Origin of the sequence: Micromonospora sp. NPDC048905 (genome assembly GCF_040649655.1) — a bacterium.
GTDB lineage: Bacteria > Actinomycetota > Actinomycetes > Mycobacteriales > Micromonosporaceae > Micromonospora.
In genome coordinates, this window is record NZ_JBEZFV010000014.1 from 1 (window position 1) to 18,959 (window position 18,959).

Genomic DNA, 18,959 nt, shown 5'->3' on the forward strand with positions numbered 1-18,959 from the left:
CGTCGTCTGGGCACTGCTGCGCGACGGCCGCGAGTTCCAACCCACACCACCGCTGACCGCGTCTACGGCTTGACTTGGTCATTGAAACTCCTTCGTGGCGTGGTGATTGGTCACAGGTACAGACGACCGAGTCGGCGATCGTCATCGGTGACCGATGACGGATGGGGTCCGCGGTCGTCAGTACGGTTGTGAGGACCACTCAGCCCCGGGGAGATCACATGTCCGACTCGCCTGACGAGCGGGCGGTCTGGCTACAGCGCGCCTTCGACGAGCACCGGCGCGAGCTACACGTGCACTGCTACCGCCTCGCAGGGAACGTCACCGACGCGGACGACCTGGTGCAGGAGGCCTTCCTGCGTGCCTGGCGGGCTCGCGACCGCTTCGAGGGTCGGGCGTCGGCGCGCACCTGGTTCTACCGGATCGCCACGAACGTCTTCCTCGACAGCCGCAAGGCGGCCGGTCACCGGACGGTTCCGTATGGTGACCCGCTGGAGTGGTCCACCGAGCTCGGTCCCTATCCAGACGCCCTGTTGGCCGACGATCCGCAGACCGGTCTCGCCGCCCGGGAGACCGTCGAGCTGGCCCTGATCGCAGCGCTCATGTACCTGCCGCCGCGGCAGCGGGCGGCCTTCGTGCTGCGCGACGTCTACGGCTGGACGCCGCAGGAGATCGCCGGCGCGCTCGACACCGCCGTAGCGGCCGTCAACAGCCTCCTCCAGCGGGCCCGCCACACCCTCCGGGGGCACGCTCCGTCGGACCCACAGGACTGGCGCCGCCCGCAGCTCACCAGCGAGGACGAAGAGATCCTGCGCCGCTACGCCAACGCGAAGGACCCGGAGACGGTCCGGGCACTGCTCGCCGAGGACGTACGGATCACGATGCCGCCCGAGCCGCCGGTCGTCGGGATCGACGCGGCCGCGGAGTTCCTCGGCCGACCGCTCGACTGGCGTACCTTCCCCACCTCGGCCAACGGGCGCCCGGCACTGATCAACTATCTCCGCCGGCCCGGCAGCCCGCACTATGAGGCGCTGGTCGTCGACGTCCTCCGGATCGAGAACGGAAAGATCGTAGAGAGCAACGCCTTCATCGGTGCCCGTCACGTCGCCGCCTTCAGCATGCCCGCCACACTCGAGCCCTAGACGAGTGACGTTGGAGTACTAAGTGGCAGGAGCAGATCACCGGTACGATTCGGCGATGGGTAGGTTCCTTGCGCTCTTCAACGGCGCGGCTGATGAGGCCGACAAGGTCGAACTCACCGACCAGCAGCAGGCCGAGTTCCTCAACGCGTGGGCGTCCTGGGCGCAGGCCAACGAGAAGGCCATCGTCGACCCCGGTGCTCCGCTGAACGCGAAGAAGCGGGTCACGGCGCGGGGTGTCGAGGACTTCACCGACGCCCTGACCGCCTACGCCATCGTGGAGGCGGACTCGCACGACGAGGCGGTCCGGATCTTCTCCGAGCACCCGCACCTGGGGTTGTTCGCCGGAAACTCGATAGCGGTCCTGGAGTGTCCGCCACCGCCCAGCTGATGCTCGCGCCGCCCGACCGTTGAGCGGCAGGAGGATCGGCTGCGGCTGCTGGCGGGCCGCCGACGAGGTCGCGCCTATGCGTCCCGAATGGCCTTCAGCGCCGTGTCGAGTGCCTGGTCTGCCGGGACGGGCACGTCGGGGAGCACTCCGACGCCTTCCCAGTTGGTGCCGGTGACGCTGTTGATGGTCCGGGCGGTCGGCACGGTCACGAGGATGTGTGCGGTGACCGGGTGGCGGGCCGTCGGATGCGCGCCGCCACGTGTCGTCTCACCGACGACGACGGCCCGGTCGTGGGCCTGCAGGGTGTACGCCACGTCCTCGCCCCCGGAGAACGTCATCGCGCTGGTGAGCACGTGGACCGGACGGTCCGCGTAGCGCGGCGCGGGAAGGTGCGCGGTCGTCCAGAACTGGCGGGTGGCGCCGGTGGACCGTTCGTAGAAGTCGTTGAGGTGCACCTGGTCGTCGCGGAAGAAGTAGCTGCACCACATCGCGGCGCCCTCGGGTGTTCCGCCGGAGCAGGCGCGCAGGTCGAGGATGAGCGCGGAGCTGAGGGCGACCAGTTGCATGGCCGCGCCGATCGCGGCGGCGCCCTCGTCGGCGTACGCGATGTGGCGTACGTCGATGAGTCCGACGTTGCCGTCCAGGTGCTCGACCCGGCGGATGCCCTGGTTCTCCGCCCTGAGCAGCGCGCGGAACGCGGCCTGCCCGCCGTCCTCGTCCGCCGGATCGAGCGACTGCGGCTGGTCCGTCCACAGCAGCCGCAGATGCTTGTCCGGGCACACCTGCTGAAGGTGCGCGGTCACCGTTTCGCAGAGCGCCGGCCCGTCCAGGTCGGCGTACTCGCCTGCCGCGAGACGACGCCGGATCGCGGCGTCGATGTCCACGACCTGCGCGGGAAATACGTACCCTGCCTCGATCCGGTCCAGGGCCTGTCCGACTACCTTTTCGTTGGAGAGCACGGCGGGCCACGGTAGACCGTCAACGACCTCACGGCCATCGAATTTCGTGGCGGCTGGGGCGCCGTACCGACCCACCAGTCGTTTGTGGCCCGTGGCTATCCTCTCGGCCATGTCTGACTTTCGCGGGGACACCTCGGGCGTCTCGACGCTCCGGACGGCGCTGACGCTGGTCATCGTCGGAATCCTGGCGAGCGGTATCGGCGTCACCTTCATCTGGGACGACCGGGGCTCCCCGCGGGAGGTGACCACGACGGGCACGCTGACCGGCTCCCACCCATCGGCCCGGCACGAGAAGCGCAAGGGGACGTGGTACGAGTTCCAGTACGTGATCGCCGACGGACGGCAGGTCGCCACCAGCTTCCGGGTCACCCCCAGCGGCTCCCTCGACCGCGACGGTGACAGGGTCAAGGTGATCTATTCGCCGGATGCCCCGCTGGAGGGCCGGTTGTGGGTGAGCCGAAGCGGCCTGGAGTTTCTGCCGGCGGCTGGCGGGCTGGCGCTCACTCTGGGCGCGCTCCGCGTCGTCATCCGCGAGTTGCTGAAGCGACGCCGCCGCCGACAGGCGCCCGCCCGCGCGTAGCGGCGTTAGACTCGCCGGCCATGGGACTCCTGACCTTCAGCCTCAACGTCACCCTGGACGGTTGCGTCGACCACCAGGAGGGGATCGCCGACGACGAGACGCACGCCTTGTTCACCCGTCTCCTGGACGAGAGCGGAGCGATGCTGTGGGGACGCGTCACCTACGAGATGATGGAGAGCTACTGGCCGGCCGTCGCCCGCGGCGACGTGGAGGCGCCGCCGGCCCTCCGCGAGTGGGCGGTCACGCTGGAGGCCAAGCCCAAGTACGTGGTGTCGTCGACGCGCGAGGACTTCCCGTGGGCCAACAGCCACCACCTCACCGGCGATCTGCGCGAGGGTGTGCAGAAGCTCAAGGACGCGACCCCGGCGGGGGTCCTCCTCGGCAGCGGCACGCTCGCGACCGAACTCGACCGGCTGGACCTGATCGACGAGTACCGGCTGCTCGTCCATCCGAGGATCGCCGGACACGGCCCGACGCTGTACCAGGGCGGGCTGCCCGCCACGCGCCAGCTGGAGTTGCTCTCGGCGGAGCCGCTCCGCAACGGTGCGGTGGCCATGCACTACCGCCGCGCGCGCTGAAGATGGCCTCACGACCGTCGCCGTCGTGCCCACTGCACACGCCCACGGCCACGAGGAGCAGACCAAGGGCGATCATTCCGCCGCTCGCGTAGCGGAGTGTGGGTGACACCTGCGGCCAGGCGAACTGTGCCGCGATGAGCAGGACGAAGAACGTGAGCATGACAAGTGCGCCAATCGCCTGCCGACGCCGCATCGCGTACCCCCTGGTTCCGGTGTCCTTCGTGGCGCGGTCAGTCTCGCTGCCGCCGCTGGCGTAGCAGGTGGACCAGCACGGCGGCCAGGCCGAGGACGATGATGCCGGCCGACACGGCCACGAACGCGTCCGGATAGCGCTCACCGACGGTGCCGGCGAGCACGGATCCGATGACGGTGCCCAGGACGACGAGGAGGATGCCGAGAGTAGGTCGTTTCACGGGAGTCACTCCTGCCTGGCGTCGGGGTCGACCTTCCTGGTTGTGCTCGAAGTTGCCCTCGGCCAAACCTCCGGTGTGCCGTGACCGTGGCGCACCACTTCAAAAAGCGCCGTGCTGGCCGGAATTGTCCCGCGCGGATGGATCATCTCTCTTTCATCGGTTAGTGTGCGCGTCCGTGAATCACTCTCGAATTGCTTCCGCACTGTTGATGCTTGCCGCTGCCACCGCGCTGACCGCCTGCGGTGACGGGGACGCGGCGACGACCGCCGGCTCGACCCCGTCTGCCAGCACGTCCGCCGCCGCGACCACGGCCGCTGCCTCCCCGTCCGCCGCGCCGGCGTCGTCGGCCGCCACGGGCTCCACGGCCGACAAAGAACTCTGCACGTCGTTCAGTAAGGCCGCCGACGAGATGAAGGCCGAGCTGGTGAAGATCGCCACGGCTGGTGAGCCGACGGCGGCGGACTTCAAGAAGATCCTTGCCGATCTGGAGAAGAAGACGGCCGCGTTGGCCTCGGCCGGCGGCGACAGCAAGGTGGCCGCTGCCCTCAAGTCGTTCGGCGCCGAGGCGGGCAAGGCCGCGGCGGCCGCCGACCCGGAGTCCGCTGCCGACAACGGGGCCTTCGAGAAGGCCGGCACGGAGCTCACCGCCGCGTGCAAGGCGGCCGGAGCCAGCGTCAACTTCTAATCACGGTGGTCTAACCCTGTTGCGTGAGACGGGGGTCGTGGTGGCCGTCGTTGGCGACGACCGGGCGGGTCGTGTCTCTGGCGACGGCCACCATGATGATGGTGCTGAGCAGCGCGGCAACGGGGGCGAGGCCCAGGCCGTAGCGGACGCCGTTCGCCGCCACCAGACCCGTGACCGCCGAGCCGGCGGCGCTGCCGATGGTGAACGCGGTGGCGACCCACGCGAACGCCTCGGCCACGGTGCCCGGCGCCGCGAGCTGATCCACCAGGAGGAAGATGGCGGTCAACGCCGGCGGTAGGGCCAGACCGCTGATCGCCAGCAACACCGCCATCAGCGTGGGGCGCGGTGTCAGCAGCAGCGGCACGAAGCCGAGGGTCAGCCCGGCGGTGAGCAGCGGCAGCCGCCGCGCTCCCGCCGGCCCGGCCCGGGTGTAGAGCAGGCCGCCGATCAGGGCGCCGGTTGCCTGCGCGGCGAGCAACCAGCCGGCCAGGTGCCGGTTGCCGGCTTCCTCCGCGTAGGCGGTGACCGCCACCGCGATGCCGCCGACCGCCATCCCCGTGCCGACCACCCCCGCCAGCAGGGCCGCGAACCGGGGTACCCGCAGCGGACCGGCCCAGTGTCGTGCCGCCGGGACTCCCCGCCAGGCCCGCACGGCGGGAGCGCGGACGAACGCGGCGGTGCCGACGAGCTGCAGCAGCGCCGCCACCACCAACCCGGCGACCGGCCCGCCGAGCGCCACCGCGAGGAGCGTCGTGAGCGGTCCCACCACGAAGATCACTTCCTGTACGGCGACATCCAGCGCGTACGCGGCCGGCACTGCCGCCGGCGGCAGCAGATCCGGCCACAACGAGCGCAGGCACGCCTCCAACGGGGGAGCGCCGAGCCCGGCGACCACGGCACCGACAGCCGCACCCGTCGCGCCGAAGGCGCCGGTGGCCACGAAGCCGAACCCGGCACCGGAGACCACCACCGCGAGGCACAGCACCGGTGGCTGACGCCAGCGGTCCACCGCTCGGGCGAGCGGCGGCGTACCCACCGCCACCCCGGCGGTGTACGCGGCGACGAGCAACCCGGCCGCGGCCAGGCTGAACGACTCCCGCGCGAACAACAGGAGAGCGAGCGGCCCGGAGGCCGAGGGCAGCCGGCCCACCTGGGCGGCGAACAGGACCCAGAGCACCTGCGGTGCACGCAGGACCACCCGGATACCGGATGAAGACATGAGACATCGCTCCCGGCGCGATGGAAGGAATCGAAAGGACCCGCTGGCAACTGCCGGCGCGGGTCAGGGAGCGAAGTCGGACCGGTCGTGGTCGTTGCCGTACAACGGCAGAGCGGGCGTGATCCACCGGGCGTACGAAGCCGCGACCGCCTCCACCGGAACCACGACCTGACCGTATCGCACGACCCCGGTCCACGGGAGGTGCGCCCTACCCGTCCGCGGCGGCCCGATTGGTCGGAGCGGTCAGCCGCGCGCCCTGCGCCGGGTGAGCACGTCGCGGATGGCGAGCACGACGAGCGAGAGCGGGATGAACACCCACAGCTGAAGCACGGTGTACCGACGTAGCTCCCCGTCGATGGACGCGCCGGCCAGCTCGGCGTCGAGGGCGCCGGGGCGCATCAGCGCGATCGCGTACGCGGACAGCGGGGCGTAGTTGAGACCCGCGCCGGTCAGCCACAGCCCCAGTACCCGGGTGCCGAGGCCGTGCGCCGACGCCAGCACCCAGACACCCCACGTCACCATGACGACCACGCCGACGAGGAACTCGGCCAGGATGATCCAGCGTCGACGGGTGGTGCCCCGGCTGCCGTACATGTCGATTGCCGCCAGGCGACGAACGTTCATCGCAACGATGGTGCCACCACCGGGCAACCTCCGGAGTCGGGCCGGAAGACCGCCGCGACCGACGCCGGTGATGAGTTTTCGCGCCCGCACCGGTCACACCCACGACAGGACCTGACGAGGCGGAAGGATGACGTGATGAGTGCGGACACACGGTTGGACGGGTTGGGCGAGGTCGACGAGCTGACGTTCTCGGGGCTGGCGGCTCGGCACCGGCGGGAGTTGCACGTGCACTGCTACCGGATGCTCGGGTCGTTCGAGGACGCCGAGGACGCCGTACAGGAGACGTTGCTGCGTGCCTGGCGAGGGCGGGAGACCTACGAGGGACGGTCCACGTTCCGAGCCTGGCTGTACCGGATCGCCACGAACTCCTGCCTGAACCTGCTGGCCAAACGCCGTCCGGAACCCGCCAGCGGCGGTGAGGTGCGGTGGCTCCAGCCGTACCCGGATCGGCTGCTCGACGAACTGCCCGCGGGTGGCGCGGACGAGCCGGAGGCGCTCGCCGTCGCCCGCGAGACGATCGAGCTGGCGTACGTGGTCGCGGTCCAACACCTCGCGCCGCGCCCACGGGCCGTGCTGATCCTGCGCGACGTGCTCGGGTGGCCGGCGAAGGACGTCGCGGACCTCCTCGGAGACTCCGTCAACTCGGTGAACAGCGCGCTGCAACGGGCCCGCGCCGGCATGCGGGAGCACCTGCCCGCCGAGCGGCAGGACTGGACCGGCGGCGAGGAGGACGCCGGCACCCGCGAGCTGGTGCGCCGCTTCACCGACGCCAGTGTGGCCACCGACATCGATGTGCTCGCCGCCATGTTGCGCGACGACGTCCGCTGCTCGATGCCGCCCACGCCCGGACTGTCCGTCGGCCGCGACGCGGTGGTCACCAACTGGGTGCAGGACGGGTTCGCCGACCTGCGGGGCCTGCGCGGGCTCCCCACCTCGGTGAACCGGCAGCCGGCGGTCGCCTTTTACCTGTGGCACGCGCAGGAGAGTGCGTACCTGCCGCTGACGATCGACGTCCTGCGCGTCACCGGCGGCGTGATCACCGAGATCGTCACGTTCCACGACGACCAGTTCCCGCGGCTCGGGCTGCCCGAGCGCCTGCCGGCCGACGGCGCCGAACAGGCCCGCTGACGGCGCGGCCGGACCGCTTGACGCGCACACCCTCGGCGACCACCCCGGTCAGAGGTGGGCGACGACGACCCTGGTGGCCTGCGCGATGAGGCCGTCGTCGGGGGTGGCGTCCTTCGTGTCGCGGCTGGAGAGCACGGCGAGCACGATCGGGGCGCGGTCGGGCGGCCAGAGCACGGCGATGTCGTTGCGGGTGCCGTACCCTCCGGTCCCCGTCTTGTCGCCGACCACCCAGCCGGTGGGCACCCCGGCGCGGATCAACGCCGCGCCCGTGGTGTTGCCGCGCAGCCAGCCGCGCAGGACGTCGCGGTCCGCGGGCGTCAGGGCGTCCCCCACGGTGTACGCCCGCAGGTCGCCCGCCAGGGCTCGTGCGGTGCTGGTGTCGCGGCGGTCGCCGGGTGTCGCCTCGTTGAGAGCCGTCTCGTAGCGGGCCGGGTCGGTGACCGTGTCGCCGAGGGCACGCAGCTTCGCCTCGAATCCCTGCGGTCCGCCGAGGTGACGCAGCAGCAGGTTGCCGGCGGTGTTGTCGCTGTAGCGCACGGCGGCGTCGGCGACCGCGCGCAGGCTCATGCCCTCGGCGACGTGCTTGCCGGTGACGGGGGAGTGGGCCACCAGGTCCTGCGCCGAATAGCGCACCACCCGGTCCAGCTCGGTGTCCGAGGTGTCGTCGAGCACCTCGGCGGCGGCCAACGCCTTCCACGTCGAGGCGTACGCGAACCGCTCGTCAGGTCGGTGGTGCACGGTGCGGCCGGTGCCCGTGTCGACGGCGTAGATCCCCAACCGCGCGCCGAAGGTCTGCTCCAGCCGCTGGAACTCCTGCTCGGCGGCCGGCGCCGGGGAAAGGGTGACCTCCGGGCTCGGTGTGGTGCGCGCCTCGGGTACGTCGCTGGTGCCGCACGCGGGCGACGCCACCAGGGCCGCCGTCGCGGCCACCGCGGCCGTCAGGCGTCGGACAGCGGCAGTCATCATCGTTCCTCCTCGTCAGCCAGCGGTTCGTCTGCGCCGCGGGCGGTGGCCCGCGAGCGGAGCGGCCCACCGCGTTCAGTCGTAGGGGAGTCGGCGCGGTTCGAGTCTCCACCCTCGGCCGAGCTGCCAGGAGGCGGTGGGCCACGCCGCGATGAAGCCGGCGATCAGCCCCACCTGGCCCGCGAACCAGAAGATCGGGCTGTCGGGCCGCAGCGGTGGCTCGGGAAAGACCACGCGATGCGCGAGCGTCAGCCACACGAACAGCGTCACCTCGAACGCGGTGATGGTCAGCAGCTCGACCCGGGCGACCGTGGACAGGGCGTGCCAGATCTTCCGGACACTGCGGCCGGGTGCGCCCACGTACCGGAAGAGCACCGCGATCGCCACCGCCGCCAGGTAGTCCCCGGCGTAGTCGACCCACAGGCTCTCCTGCGCCGGATCGGACCTGACGACGTACAGGGCGACCTCGGCGACGACGAAACCGAGGGCGCAGTGGGCGCCGCAGCGGGACACCTGGGTGACGACGATGCCCCGGCGGGGCCTTCGGGGCTGCCCCTCCTGCCGCCTCTGGCTGAACGCCTCCGGTCTGCCCCAGTTCCAGTAGAGGCGCACGGCTGCCGGGCCGACGTAGAGGACGGTCACCAGCCAGACGATCTCCATGACCCGGACCGGCTGACGGTGCCCACGAAGATAGGTGTCGGCGACGACGATCGCGCAGCTGACGACCCCGAACGCGAGCGAGACCCAGGACAGCGCCAGGAGCCAGGTGGGTTGCATCCGCGCCCCTTCCGCACGCGGGGCGACGACGCGCCTCCCGCTGCCACATCCGGAGGGGGCTCACAGGCCGGCGGCACCGACCGAGGGCACTTCGCAGTGTTCCATGCCGCATCCGCCGGCAGCCGGAGATCGGGTGTTCCCGCCGACCGCTGACCGATGGTTGCCGCTGACCTCGTCGTCAGTTGCCGAGGTTGACCTGCGTCCGGTGGTGATCGCCCTTCTCGATGAGGTCGACGAACCCGAGCGCGTAGTCCGCGGCGGAGATCGCTCCGCCGTCCTCGGGGGCGACCGCGACGTCGTCGCCGAGCCGGTAACGGCCGAGTTGCTCGCTGGGCATGTATGCGCCGAACCTGAGCGCCGGGCTCACGAAGACCCAGTCGAGTGTCGCGGGCGCGGCCGGGAGGTCCTCGATGATGAGCGCCGCCCCGGCGCGGATCTCGTCGTGGAGTTCCGCTGGCACGTGGCTGAGGTCGGCGACGAAGCGTTCCGCCCCGGGCGCGGGGCGCAGCGACGAGTAGCCGCCGACGACGAACAGGGGAACGCCGGCGGCGTCGGCCAGACGTGCGACGGTGCGGTAGACGTCGCGGAAGACGCCGGCCAGGGGGCCGCGTGGGGCGAGTGCGGCCACGACGACGTCCGTACCGTCGATGGACGCCGAGAGGGTCGCTTCGTCTCTGGCGTCGCCCTGGCGGTAGGTCACGTTCGGGACCGGCGCCGAGGGAACCGAGCGGCTCAGTGCGGTGACCTGGTGACCGCGAGCCGCGGCCTCCGCGACGATGGCCGAACCGGCGTAGCCGGTGCCGCCGATGACGGTGATGCGAGACACGAGGTGCCCTTCCAGGAGAGGTTGGCGTCGGGCGACGCGCTGCGATTACCGTACGAGTGCAACTCTCCAACGGGAAGTAGGCACTTTGTGGTAACCACCCCCGGGGCCGAGCCGGTGCTGCGGGGCAGCCCCTACCGCGCGGACTGCCCGACTCGTCACATCCTGGACCGCATCGGCGATCGGTGGACGGTGCTCATCGTAGGCGCCCTCTGGGACGGCAGCGCCCGCTTCTCCGAGTTGCGCCGACGCGTCGAGGGCGTCTCGCAGAAGATGCTCACCCAGACCCTTCGCGGGCTCGAACGCGACGGTCTCGTGCGCCGCACCGTCTACCCGGAGGTGCCGGTCCGCGTCGAGTACGCGCTCACCGAGGCCGGACGTACCCTGCGTGGGCCGCTGCGCGCGCTGGAGGAATGGTCGATCACCCACCTCGGGGACGTGTCGGCGGCGCAGGAGGCCTACGACCGGGCGAATCTGCAAGCGTCGGGCTCCGCGGATCGCGACCACTGACGCCTCGTCGAGAAACTAGAGTCGCCGGCATGCGGATCCGGATCGACGGCACCGACCTGCCCGGGCGGCGCCCCGGTGCGGAGGCCGACGCGCTGCGGCTCGGCAACGTGCACGTCGGGGTCCAACGCACGGCCGAGGTTGTCGATCAGGTGCCGGCCGACGCCGAGCGGGCCGCCTGGGCGTTCGAGGTGTCCAGCCGGGAGGTCGACGGGATGCTGGACGTCGGCGGCCCCTGGGTGCACGGCCGCCCCGGAGCACGCTTCCTGTATCTGAGCTGGGGTGCGGTGACCGAGGACGGCTTCGCGATGTTCCGCCGAGCGAAGCTGATGTTCACCGACATCCCGACCGAGGTGCTGCGCGCCGCACACGAGGGCAGCGGGGTCCTGGTCGGCCGGGTCGGCCTGACCGATGCGACGGGCGGCCCGATCTGCGCCCGGGTCCACCCACCCGCCATCGAATGGACGGTGGAGTGACCCGGCTGGCCGCCGCCGTCAGGCCGCGAAGTCGACGCCGCCGAGGGAGACGGACCGGTACGCGGCGAGACGCTCGGCCTGTGCGGTGACGGCCTTACGCGCGGCGTCCGACAGCGGGTGCCAGGGCTGGACCGCGACCGTGAACGTGCGACCGGACTTGCGGGGACGCCAGGTGCCGACCAGGTCGCCGTCGACCAGGACACCACCGGGGCGACCCAGCACCGGCCACAGCTCCTTCGCGCGGGCGGTGTCCGGCACCAGCGTCGCCCGGTCCTTGGCCTGGAGGAACAGGTCGAACGGGCCGAGGAGACGGGTGACCCGGGTGTCGGCCGATGCCAGCGCCTCCTCGTCGGCGGCCAGCAGCGAGCGCACCTCGCCGGCGACCGTCACCTCGATCACGTCGTCGGGCCAGCGCGCCTTCACGTCCTTCAGCGGTGCGTCGAGATAGTCGGCCACCTGTTTCGGAGTGGCCGGGCCGAGCAGCCGAAGGTAGGCGCGGACGAGGTCGAAGCGATCGCCCGGGGCGGCCGCCTTCCGGAGCCCGGCGATGCGCCGCAAGATCGGTGGCGAGGTGTCGAGTTGCAGCTCCAGCCCGGCCCGCGCGGCGGCGAGCCGGAACGGCATCTCGTAGACGTGCGTGGCGTCGCACGGCCGGCAGAACCGCAGGTACGGCTCGGGCAGCGCCGAGGTCAGGCGACCGGAGACCTCTCCCTTGACCGTCGGCGTGGTGACGATGGCCCGCATGCGGGCGGCCACCTCGTCGAGGGCCGCGAGGTTGGCGATGCCGGCCGCCTTCAACGGCTTGGACGCGTCGTAGATGCGCTTGCCCGCGTCGGCGTCGGAGAAGGGCTCGACCGCGGCCAGCACGTGCCCGACGTCGGCCCGCCGGTAGAGGTGCGGGGCGCCGCGTACCGTCCACAACAGAACCACCTCCGCGCCGGACAGCGCGGTCACGTCGACGCCGCGCACCGCGAGCGCCCACCGGGCGCCGTCCGGACCGGTGTTCTGCACCCCGATGTCCAGGACGGCGGCATCGGTGAGCGCGCCCTCAGTCCGGTCGAGCTGCTGGGCCCGGACCCGGAAGTTCAGCACCTGCTGTCGATCGACCATCCCTGCACCCTAGTTGCGGCGGCTCGGCCCAGGCGCGCAGCGCCCATCCGGCGGGGTCGTCAGGCCACCAGCGATGCGCGGCCGTTGTCCAGGTCGTAGCGGGCGCCCACGACGCGCAGCGCACCCTGGTGCACCTTCTCGGCGATGATCGTGCTGCGAGCGGAGAGCGCCGCCACCTGCGCGGCGATGTTGGCGCGGACCCCGTTCTCCACCGGGTCGCCGGGCTGGTCCAGCACCGGCTCGACGATCGGACGCAGAGCGTCCACGATGACGCCGATGTGTCCGGGTGCCGTACCGCCGCTGTGGATGGCGTCGATGGTGGCGGTGATCGCGCCGCAGCGCTCGTGGCCGAGGACCACGATCAGCAGGCTGCCGAACTCCTCCACGGCGAACTCGACGCTGCCCAGCAGCAGGTCGTCGACGATGTTGCCGGCCACCCGGTTGTCGAACAGGTCGCCGAGCCCCTGGTCGAAGAGCACCTCCGGCGCCACCCGGGAGTCCGCGCAGCCGACGGTGATGGCGAACGGGTGCTGGCCGGCGGAGAGTCGGTGCAGGTCGGCGAGGCCCTGGTGCGGGTGCCGGCCGTGGCCGGAGGTGAACCGCCGGTTGCCGGCCTGTAGCCGACGCAGCGCCTCGGCCGGCGTCTCGACCGGGTTGTCGAGCGGTGCGGCGGCGGCAGCGGACGGGCTCGCTGCCGCACCGATTGCGACGGCGGCGGCGCCACCGGCAGTCAGCAGCGAACGACGGGACAGGTGTGCACGTGCCAAGGCGATCTCCCGGGAAGCTAGGTGTTGCCTCCTTCCTATCAGTTGATACCGACCAATGGATCTACCGTGATCGACAAAAGTTGCCCGGGGCGCCCGTCGTCGGAGGCCTTGACCTTGACACGGTGACAAGGTCTTCAGTGACATCGAGGAGGTGGTCTCGATGACCGGACCGGAGAAGGACACGAACACCGGGCGGGCGCTCCGGGCGCTGGAGCACGGCGACCCGTCGGTGCGGCTGCGCGCGGCGCTGGCGGTCGGCACAGCCCCCGACCCGCGGTTCGTCGACACCCTCGTCGCGCGATGCGCGGTCGAGCCCGAGTTCTCCGTACGCGAGATGCTCACCTGGGCACTGATCCGCCACCCACCCGCACTGACCGTTCCGAAGCTCACCGACCAACTCCGCTCGGAGCGGGCGCAGGCCCGGAGCCAGGCGTTGCACACGTTGTCCAAGATCGGCGATCGGCGGGCCTGGCCGGCGATGACACGGGCGCTTCTGACCGACCCGGACGACGAGGTGGCGCGAAGCGCCTGGCGGGCGGCGGTCGTCCTCGTGCCCCCGGCCGACGAGCCCGAGTTGGCCGACGTGTTGGCGACGCAGCTCGGACGCGGCACGCGGGATACGCGGTTGAGTCTCAGCCGGGCGTTGGTCGCGCTCGGTGCGGTGACGACGCCGATCCTGCGCGTCGCGACGACAGATCCTGACCCGCGGGTACGCGCGCACGCGATCGCCACGCAACGGCTGGCGCGGGACCCGGATGCCCATGTCGGGTTCTCGATCGAGGAGGCAAAGCGTGTGGTGGCCCTCGGCGTGATCGGCGAGAGGGGATGATGCGCAGGTGTTGATCGGTGACGTGGCGCGCCGGTCCGGGGTCAGCGCCCGCATGCTCCGGCACTACGACTCGCTCGGCCTGGTCCGACCGACCGGCCGGAGCGGCGCTGGCTACCGGGAGTACTCCGACGAGGACATCCGGCTGATCTTCCAGGTCGAGAGCCTCCGGTCCCTGGGCCTGTCGCTGCGTGACGTCCGGCGGGCGCTCGACGATCCCGACTTCACCCCCGCCGACCTCGTCGACGACCTGATCCAGCGAACCCGACAGCGCATCGCGGACGAGCTGGACCTGCTCACCCGACTGCGTCGGATCGGTGCCGCCGAACCCGCCGACTGGGAGGACGTCCTCCAGGTCGTCGCGCTCCTACAGGCACTGGGCTCACCGAGCGCGGGCCGGCGTCAGCGCGCGGCCCTGTCCTCGGTCGACGGAGTGCCGGTGCCCGTGGAGGCACTCGTCGAGGCGGCGCTCAACGAGACCGACCCGAACGTCGCCGGAGCCCTGCGATGGGCGCTGGCGCAGTCGGGGGACGGCGGCCTGGCGCTGCTCGCGGACGGCCTGCGCGCACCACAGGCCGAGGTGCGCGAGCGGGCCGTCCAGACCGTCGCCGAGATCCCGCACGACGCGGCGACCGACGTGCTGCGGGACGCCCTCACGAACTCCGACGTCGTCGTCCGCAGGTACGCGGCGCTGGCGCTCGGGGCACGGCGGGTGGTGGACGCGGTCCCGACGCTTGTCGACATGGTCGTCGAGGAGACGAAGGACGCCGAGGCGGCCGACGTGTTGGCCGTGCTGGCGAGCGAACCCGCGGTGGCGGAGCGGATCGCGACCGGGCTCGTCGACTGCCTCGCCCGGGGGACCCTGGCACCGTCCGCGCGTCGGCGGCTGACCGAGGCGCTGGCGGACATCCCCGGCGACACCGCGGAGCGTGCCCTGGTGGACCTGTCCCGGGACGACGACCGCGCCGTCGCGCTGACGGCGACCTCCATCCGCACCCTCCGCACGGGGAGCGGCAGGCGCCGCACCGGGATCGGAGAGATTAGCGACGATCCCGGGCCGGGCACGACGCCGGACGACCCCCTCGCCTGAGCGAGGGGGTCGGCCGGTGGCAACGGTGTGGGCGCGTCGGTCAGCCGCCGGCGAACGTGACCTCGGTGCCGCACTTGGCGTTCTGGTTGAGGCAGGACTTCACCAGGGCGCCGAGGCGTGCCGGCTCCCAGGCGTTCATGAAGTCGCCGTGCATGGACGACGGCTTGCCGGAGGAGAGCGTGAGACCGTCACCGCCCAGCGACTGGTAGTTGACCATGAAGGACAGGTCCGGCACGGCCACCGGGTACTTGCCGGTGCAGACACCGTTCACCGGGTCGCCCATGTGCGACTTGTGGTCGGGTGAGTCGATGTTCTTGCCGTCCCAGCAGTCCCTGAACACCAGCTGGAAGATCAGGTTGCCGCCGGGGGCGCAGACCGGCCAGTTGCCGTCGGCGCTGCGGCCGATCTCGGCGCTGCCGGCGCACCAGAACTGGTTGCTGCCGGCGTTCTTCGGGGTGTCCACCTGCCGCTTGGCGTCACCCTCGACGACTCGCAGGCCCGGCGGGAAGGGCTTCACGGTCGACGGGTCCTTGACCCGCGAGCCGTAGTAGACGCGCATGCTCTTGATCGGGACCGGCTGACCGTCCTTGCGCAACTCCGGGGTCCAGTAGGCGCTGTTGTCACCCGGGGCGTTGCAGTTGGTCGTCGCGGAGAGCAGCTTGTCGGTCGTGCTGAACGCGTCGACCTTCGGACCGAAGAACGTGTGCATGTGCGAGGCGCCCGGCAGGGCCGGCACGACGATCGGGTCGTCCGGCGCCGAGTTGGCGACCTCGCAGTCGGTGTGGAACTCGGGGACCCGGGTGGTTCCCGGCGTCACCGCCTTCGGGGTGAGGGCGTCGAAGGCGGCCAGTTCCCTGCTCCACCGGGCCTGGTCGACCGGGACCCAGCCGCCGGCCGGAGCGCTCGGCGGGACGGACGTGGAGGCGGACGCCGACGGGGTGGGACTCGGCGCGGACGAGGCGGGGGGCGTCGCCGAGGCGCTCGCCGGCACGCTCGGCGACGAGCCCGCCGCGGGACCGAACGTGAACCAGTTCAGGTTCACGAAGTCCGACGTCGAGGTGCTCTTCATGACCGCGAAGACGGTCTGCGGGCCGGCCGGCACGCCGGACGCCTTCGCCGTGACCGTCGTCCACTTCTGCCAGCCGCCGGTCTGCGCGATCGGGAAGGCGGCCAGCGCCTGCCCGTCCGGCGCGCCGAGGCGCAGCTCGACCGTGCCGCCGGTGGTGTTGTGCGAGGAGACCCGGGCCGTGAGGTTGGCGCCGGTGATCGACACGCCGTCGTAGCGCAGCCAGTCGCCGCTGGCCAGCCAGCCGACGTTCCGGCCGCCGTCGGCGTCGCCGGTGCCCTCGGTCTGCGCCCCGGATTGTGCCGCGAAGGCCTCGGCCTGAACCCGGCCGGGCACGGCGACCTCTTCGGCCTGGGCGCCGGCGATGTAGATGCCGCTGGCGCCCAGTGCGGCCACGACGGCGGCGGCGAGCGAGATACGAGTGCGGCGGCGACGCTGTCGCGCCCGGTCCGCCGGTGCGACGTGCGCGGGGGGAGTCCGCATTACCAGTGTTGTCCTTTGAGTCGGTGATAACGCTCCGGTCGACAGAAGTATGTGCACGTCAGGAGCCCGCATCAACTCGCGGGGAAAGAATTAAGGAGACCGCTCCGCGAAGGCGCTGGTGGCCGGCTCCGGCGCTCGGGATAACAATTTTTCACACGTGCGGTCTTAAGTTTCTTTTAAGTCTCCGGTGCGCCGGGCTATTGGAATATTACGCATTCTGGGTAACGAGTTCGGGCCGATTTTCGTCGGGGTGCCGGTCGACGGAAACCGACGGTGACAGCGCGCGGAGGAAGTCGGGCGCGTCGAAGATCTCCCCGGCGGAGGCGACACCGCTCGTCCTCGTCTGACCGGCGAGGATGCGGCGGACCGCCTCGACGGCCAGGGGCGCGCTGACCGCGTAGATGTCCCGGCCGGTGGCGACGACGCGCCGTCGCGTGTCGCCGCGCCGCACCACGACGTCGACGGTGAACGTCTGCGCCGAGCGGCCCGACTCGTCGACCGCGACCGGTGCCCGCGCGCCGGCCAGGTCGGTGGCGGCGTCGGCGGCCATGTAGGTGCGGACCTCGGGGATGGCCAGGTGGCTCGGGACGGTCACGACATCGGCCATGGTGAACTCACCGAGCACCCGGCGCCGGCCCAGCGGCGGGGGAAAGTCCCACGCCAGGCTCGGCAGGTCGTGCTCGCCGACGTGGTACTCCAACCGTCCACCGGTGTAGCGGACCCGGCGGCCGTCACGGCGCTCGCGGGAGACGACCCCGGCGGCGACCGTCCCGGCCGTCGGGTGCCAACTGCTCAGTCCGTACGCGACGTGCGCCTCGTCGGCCGACGTCCAGTCGCCCATCGCCGTGGTGACCAACAGGTCGCCGAGCCCGCCGAAGAACGCCATCGCCGGGACCACCGCGACGCCGGCCGCACGGGCGGGCTCGCTGAAGTGCGCGAACGTGTCGACGTTGGCCTCGATCTCGGCCGCCACGTCCACGTACGGGATCCCGGCGCGCAGCGCGGCCCCGATCACCGGGGCGGCCGTCGAGGCGAACGGGCCGGCGCAGTTGACGACCGCGTCCACGCCGGTCAGCGCCTGGTCGAGGGAGACCGGATCGTCCACCGACGCCACGCGGTAGGGAAGACCCGACGCCGCCAGCCTGCTCTCGTCGCGGCCGAGCAGCAGCGGCACGAACCCGCGCTCGCGCAACTCCGTCACCACGAACCGTCCGGTGTGCCCGTACGCCCCGAACACCGCCACACGCTGACTCATTGTTGCCCCCTGGAAAGATCGACTGGGTACAGCCTCCAGCAGCGGCGGACGACCGGCCAGTGTCGGGAACGCCATGACCCGTACAGTTTCGGACATGACCTCTGTCGCGATCGCCGCCACCGACGGGATGCTGCACTTCGAGCTGGGGATGGCCTGCGAGGTCTTCGCCCGCGACCCGACCGGCCAGGCGGACCCGTGGTACGAGGTGGTGGTCTGCGGCGCCGGGCCGGTCCGCGTCGGCCGGTTCCAGCTGGAGCCCGACGACGGGCTGGAGCGACTCGCTCGCGCCGACACCGTGATCATCCCGGCGGTGCAGGACGTCGACGCGGACGTACCGCCCGAGCTGCTCGACGCCGTGCGCGCCGCCCACCTGGCGGGCGCCCGAATGGTCTCGCTGTGCACCGGCGCGTTCGTGCTGGCCGCCGCCGGGGTGCTCGACGGGCTGCGCGCCACCACGCACTGGGCGCACACCGAGGCGCTGGCCGCCCGCCATCCCCGGGTACGGGTCGACCCGGACGTGCTCTACGTCGACAACGGCACCGTGCTCGCCTCCGCCGGCAAGGCCGCCGCCATCGACCTGTGTCTGCACCTGATCCGCCGCGACCACGGCTCCACGGTCGCCAACGCCGTCGCCCGCCGCCTGGTGGTGCCGCCACACCGGGCCGGCGGCCAGGCCCAGTACGTCGCCACACCGGTGCCCGCCCGCGACGACCACCCGCTCGCCGCCCTGTTGCCCTGGGTGCTGCGACGACTGGACCGACCGCTGACCGTCGAGGACCTGGCCCGGCAGGCGAATGTGAGCTCGCGCACCCTGGCTCGGCACTTCCGGTCGGCCACCGGCACCACCCCGCTGCTGTGGCTGTCGACGCAGCGCATCCGCCGGGCGCAGGAGCTGTTGGAGAACACCGACGACAGCATCGACGTCATCGCCGCGGCGGCCGGCCTGGGCACCGCCACCACGCTGCGTCGGCACTTCCACCGCACCGTCGGCGTGCCCCCGGACGCGTACCGTCGCACCTTCCGGGCCACCGACTGAGCCCTGACCGGGAACGCGCAGGGCGATACTCGTCGGGGTCGGGCAGAATGCCCGACTCCTGCCCTGC

Annotated in this window: 22 protein-coding genes; 11 read left to right on the forward strand and 11 right to left on the reverse strand. The window is 71.7% G+C overall.

Going from position 1 to position 18,959, the window contains the following annotated elements; genetic code table 11:
- The first annotated feature begins 218 nt into the window (after positions 1-218).
- Both AB0C01_RS28070 and AB0C01_RS28075 read left to right on the forward strand, forming a co-directional pair.
- Positions 219-1,139: an RNA polymerase subunit sigma-70 gene (locus tag AB0C01_RS28070; protein ID WP_357572559.1), complete on the forward strand. Its 921-nt coding sequence runs from the start codon at positions 219-221 to the stop codon at positions 1,137-1,139.
- A gap of 55 nt (positions 1,140-1,194) precedes the next feature.
- Positions 1,195-1,527, forward strand: coding sequence for a hypothetical protein (locus tag AB0C01_RS28075; protein WP_357253991.1), 333 nt, complete (start codon positions 1,195-1,197; stop codon positions 1,525-1,527).
- Between the two features lie 74 nt (positions 1,528-1,601).
- Here the strand turns inward: AB0C01_RS28075 and AB0C01_RS28080 are convergent, their stop codons facing one another.
- Positions 1,602-2,486: a S41 family peptidase gene (locus tag AB0C01_RS28080; RefSeq protein WP_357572560.1), complete on the reverse strand. Its 885-nt coding sequence runs from the start codon at positions 2,484-2,486 to the stop codon at positions 1,602-1,604.
- Between the two features lie 109 nt (positions 2,487-2,595).
- Between AB0C01_RS28080 and AB0C01_RS28085 the strand changes: the two genes are divergently transcribed.
- Complete coding sequence (locus AB0C01_RS28085) at positions 2,596-3,066, forward strand: DUF3592 domain-containing protein (RefSeq protein ID WP_357572561.1); 471 nt, start codon at positions 2,596-2,598, stop codon at positions 3,064-3,066.
- 20 nt (positions 3,067-3,086) lie between these two features.
- Positions 3,087-3,644, forward strand: a complete 558-nt coding sequence (locus AB0C01_RS28090; protein WP_357253997.1) for a dihydrofolate reductase family protein — start codon at positions 3,087-3,089, stop codon at positions 3,642-3,644.
- A 230-nt stretch (positions 3,645-3,874) separates the two neighbouring features.
- Here the strand turns inward: AB0C01_RS28090 and AB0C01_RS28095 are convergent, their stop codons facing one another.
- Positions 3,875-4,057 (reverse strand): hypothetical protein, encoded by a 183-nt coding sequence (locus tag AB0C01_RS28095; RefSeq protein ID WP_357572562.1) that lies wholly within the window; start codon positions 4,055-4,057, stop codon positions 3,875-3,877.
- 175 nt (positions 4,058-4,232) lie between these two features.
- Between AB0C01_RS28095 and AB0C01_RS28100 the strand changes: the two genes are divergently transcribed.
- Entirely contained in the window at positions 4,233-4,742 is a 510-nt protein-coding gene (locus AB0C01_RS28100; RefSeq protein ID WP_357572563.1) for a hypothetical protein, read from the forward strand.
- Between the two features lie 10 nt (positions 4,743-4,752).
- Here AB0C01_RS28100 and AB0C01_RS28105 read toward each other — a convergent pair whose 3' ends face one another.
- On the reverse strand, positions 4,753-5,961 hold the full coding sequence (locus tag AB0C01_RS28105) for an MFS transporter (RefSeq protein WP_357572564.1): 1,209 nt from the start codon (positions 5,959-5,961) through the stop codon (positions 4,753-4,755).
- 243 nt (positions 5,962-6,204) lie between these two features.
- The gene (locus AB0C01_RS28110; protein WP_357572565.1) at positions 6,205-6,585 is read right to left on the reverse strand and encodes a hypothetical protein; all 381 of its coding nucleotides are present in this window, start codon (positions 6,583-6,585) and stop codon (positions 6,205-6,207) included.
- 135 nt (positions 6,586-6,720) lie between these two features.
- Here AB0C01_RS28110 and AB0C01_RS28115 point away from each other — a divergent pair, with 135 nt between their 5' ends.
- The gene (locus AB0C01_RS28115; protein WP_357572566.1) at positions 6,721-7,713 is read left to right on the forward strand and encodes an RNA polymerase subunit sigma-70; all 993 of its coding nucleotides are present in this window, start codon (positions 6,721-6,723) and stop codon (positions 7,711-7,713) included.
- 48 nt (positions 7,714-7,761) lie between these two features.
- Here the strand turns inward: AB0C01_RS28115 and bla are convergent, their stop codons facing one another.
- From bla to AB0C01_RS28130, 3 genes are all read right to left on the reverse strand, one after another.
- On the reverse strand, positions 7,762-8,676 hold the full coding sequence (bla, locus tag AB0C01_RS28120) for a class A beta-lactamase (protein WP_357572610.1): 915 nt from the start codon (positions 8,674-8,676) through the stop codon (positions 7,762-7,764).
- A 75-nt stretch (positions 8,677-8,751) separates the two neighbouring features.
- Entirely contained in the window at positions 8,752-9,453 is a 702-nt protein-coding gene (locus AB0C01_RS28125; RefSeq protein WP_357572567.1) for a DUF4396 domain-containing protein, read from the reverse strand.
- A 178-nt stretch (positions 9,454-9,631) separates the two neighbouring features.
- Positions 9,632-10,279, reverse strand: a complete 648-nt coding sequence (locus tag AB0C01_RS28130; RefSeq protein ID WP_357572568.1) for an NAD(P)H-binding protein — start codon at positions 10,277-10,279, stop codon at positions 9,632-9,634.
- Positions 10,280-10,366: 87 nt separating this feature from the next.
- On the opposite strand from AB0C01_RS28130, the gene AB0C01_RS28135 reads away from it, so the two are divergent.
- Both AB0C01_RS28135 and AB0C01_RS28140 read left to right on the forward strand, forming a co-directional pair.
- Complete coding sequence (locus tag AB0C01_RS28135) at positions 10,367-10,786, forward strand: helix-turn-helix domain-containing protein (protein ID WP_357254014.1); 420 nt, start codon at positions 10,367-10,369, stop codon at positions 10,784-10,786.
- A gap of 29 nt (positions 10,787-10,815) precedes the next feature.
- Complete coding sequence (locus AB0C01_RS28140) at positions 10,816-11,259, forward strand: DUF5990 family protein (RefSeq protein WP_357254016.1); 444 nt, start codon at positions 10,816-10,818, stop codon at positions 11,257-11,259.
- 18 nt (positions 11,260-11,277) lie between these two features.
- Here the strand turns inward: AB0C01_RS28140 and AB0C01_RS28145 are convergent, their stop codons facing one another.
- Both AB0C01_RS28145 and AB0C01_RS28150 read right to left on the reverse strand, forming a co-directional pair.
- Positions 11,278-12,369, reverse strand: coding sequence for a winged helix DNA-binding domain-containing protein (locus tag AB0C01_RS28145; protein WP_357254018.1), 1,092 nt, complete (start codon positions 12,367-12,369; stop codon positions 11,278-11,280).
- A gap of 59 nt (positions 12,370-12,428) precedes the next feature.
- Positions 12,429-13,136, reverse strand: coding sequence for a carbonic anhydrase (locus AB0C01_RS28150; protein ID WP_357254020.1), 708 nt, complete (start codon positions 13,134-13,136; stop codon positions 12,429-12,431).
- A 160-nt stretch (positions 13,137-13,296) separates the two neighbouring features.
- On the opposite strand from AB0C01_RS28150, the gene AB0C01_RS28155 reads away from it, so the two are divergent.
- Together AB0C01_RS28155 and AB0C01_RS28160 are read left to right on the forward strand one after the other, a co-directional pair.
- Positions 13,297-13,965, forward strand: coding sequence for a HEAT repeat domain-containing protein (locus tag AB0C01_RS28155; RefSeq protein ID WP_357254022.1), 669 nt, complete (start codon positions 13,297-13,299; stop codon positions 13,963-13,965).
- A gap of 7 nt (positions 13,966-13,972) precedes the next feature.
- Positions 13,973-15,052, forward strand: coding sequence for a MerR family transcriptional regulator (locus AB0C01_RS28160; protein WP_357254024.1), 1,080 nt, complete (start codon positions 13,973-13,975; stop codon positions 15,050-15,052).
- A gap of 40 nt (positions 15,053-15,092) precedes the next feature.
- On the opposite strand, the gene AB0C01_RS28165 is transcribed toward AB0C01_RS28160, so the two are convergent.
- Both AB0C01_RS28165 and AB0C01_RS28170 read right to left on the reverse strand, forming a co-directional pair.
- Positions 15,093-16,601: a DUF1996 domain-containing protein gene (locus AB0C01_RS28165; RefSeq protein WP_357572569.1), complete on the reverse strand. Its 1,509-nt coding sequence runs from the start codon at positions 16,599-16,601 to the stop codon at positions 15,093-15,095.
- 208 nt (positions 16,602-16,809) lie between these two features.
- Positions 16,810-17,856, reverse strand: a complete 1,047-nt coding sequence (locus tag AB0C01_RS28170; protein ID WP_357572570.1) for an NAD(P)H-binding protein — start codon at positions 17,854-17,856, stop codon at positions 16,810-16,812.
- Positions 17,857-17,950: 94 nt separating this feature from the next.
- Between AB0C01_RS28170 and AB0C01_RS28175 the strand changes: the two genes are divergently transcribed.
- Positions 17,951-18,892 (forward strand): helix-turn-helix domain-containing protein, encoded by a 942-nt coding sequence (locus AB0C01_RS28175; RefSeq protein WP_357572571.1) that lies wholly within the window; start codon positions 17,951-17,953, stop codon positions 18,890-18,892.
- Positions 18,893-18,959: the final 67 nt, after the last annotated feature.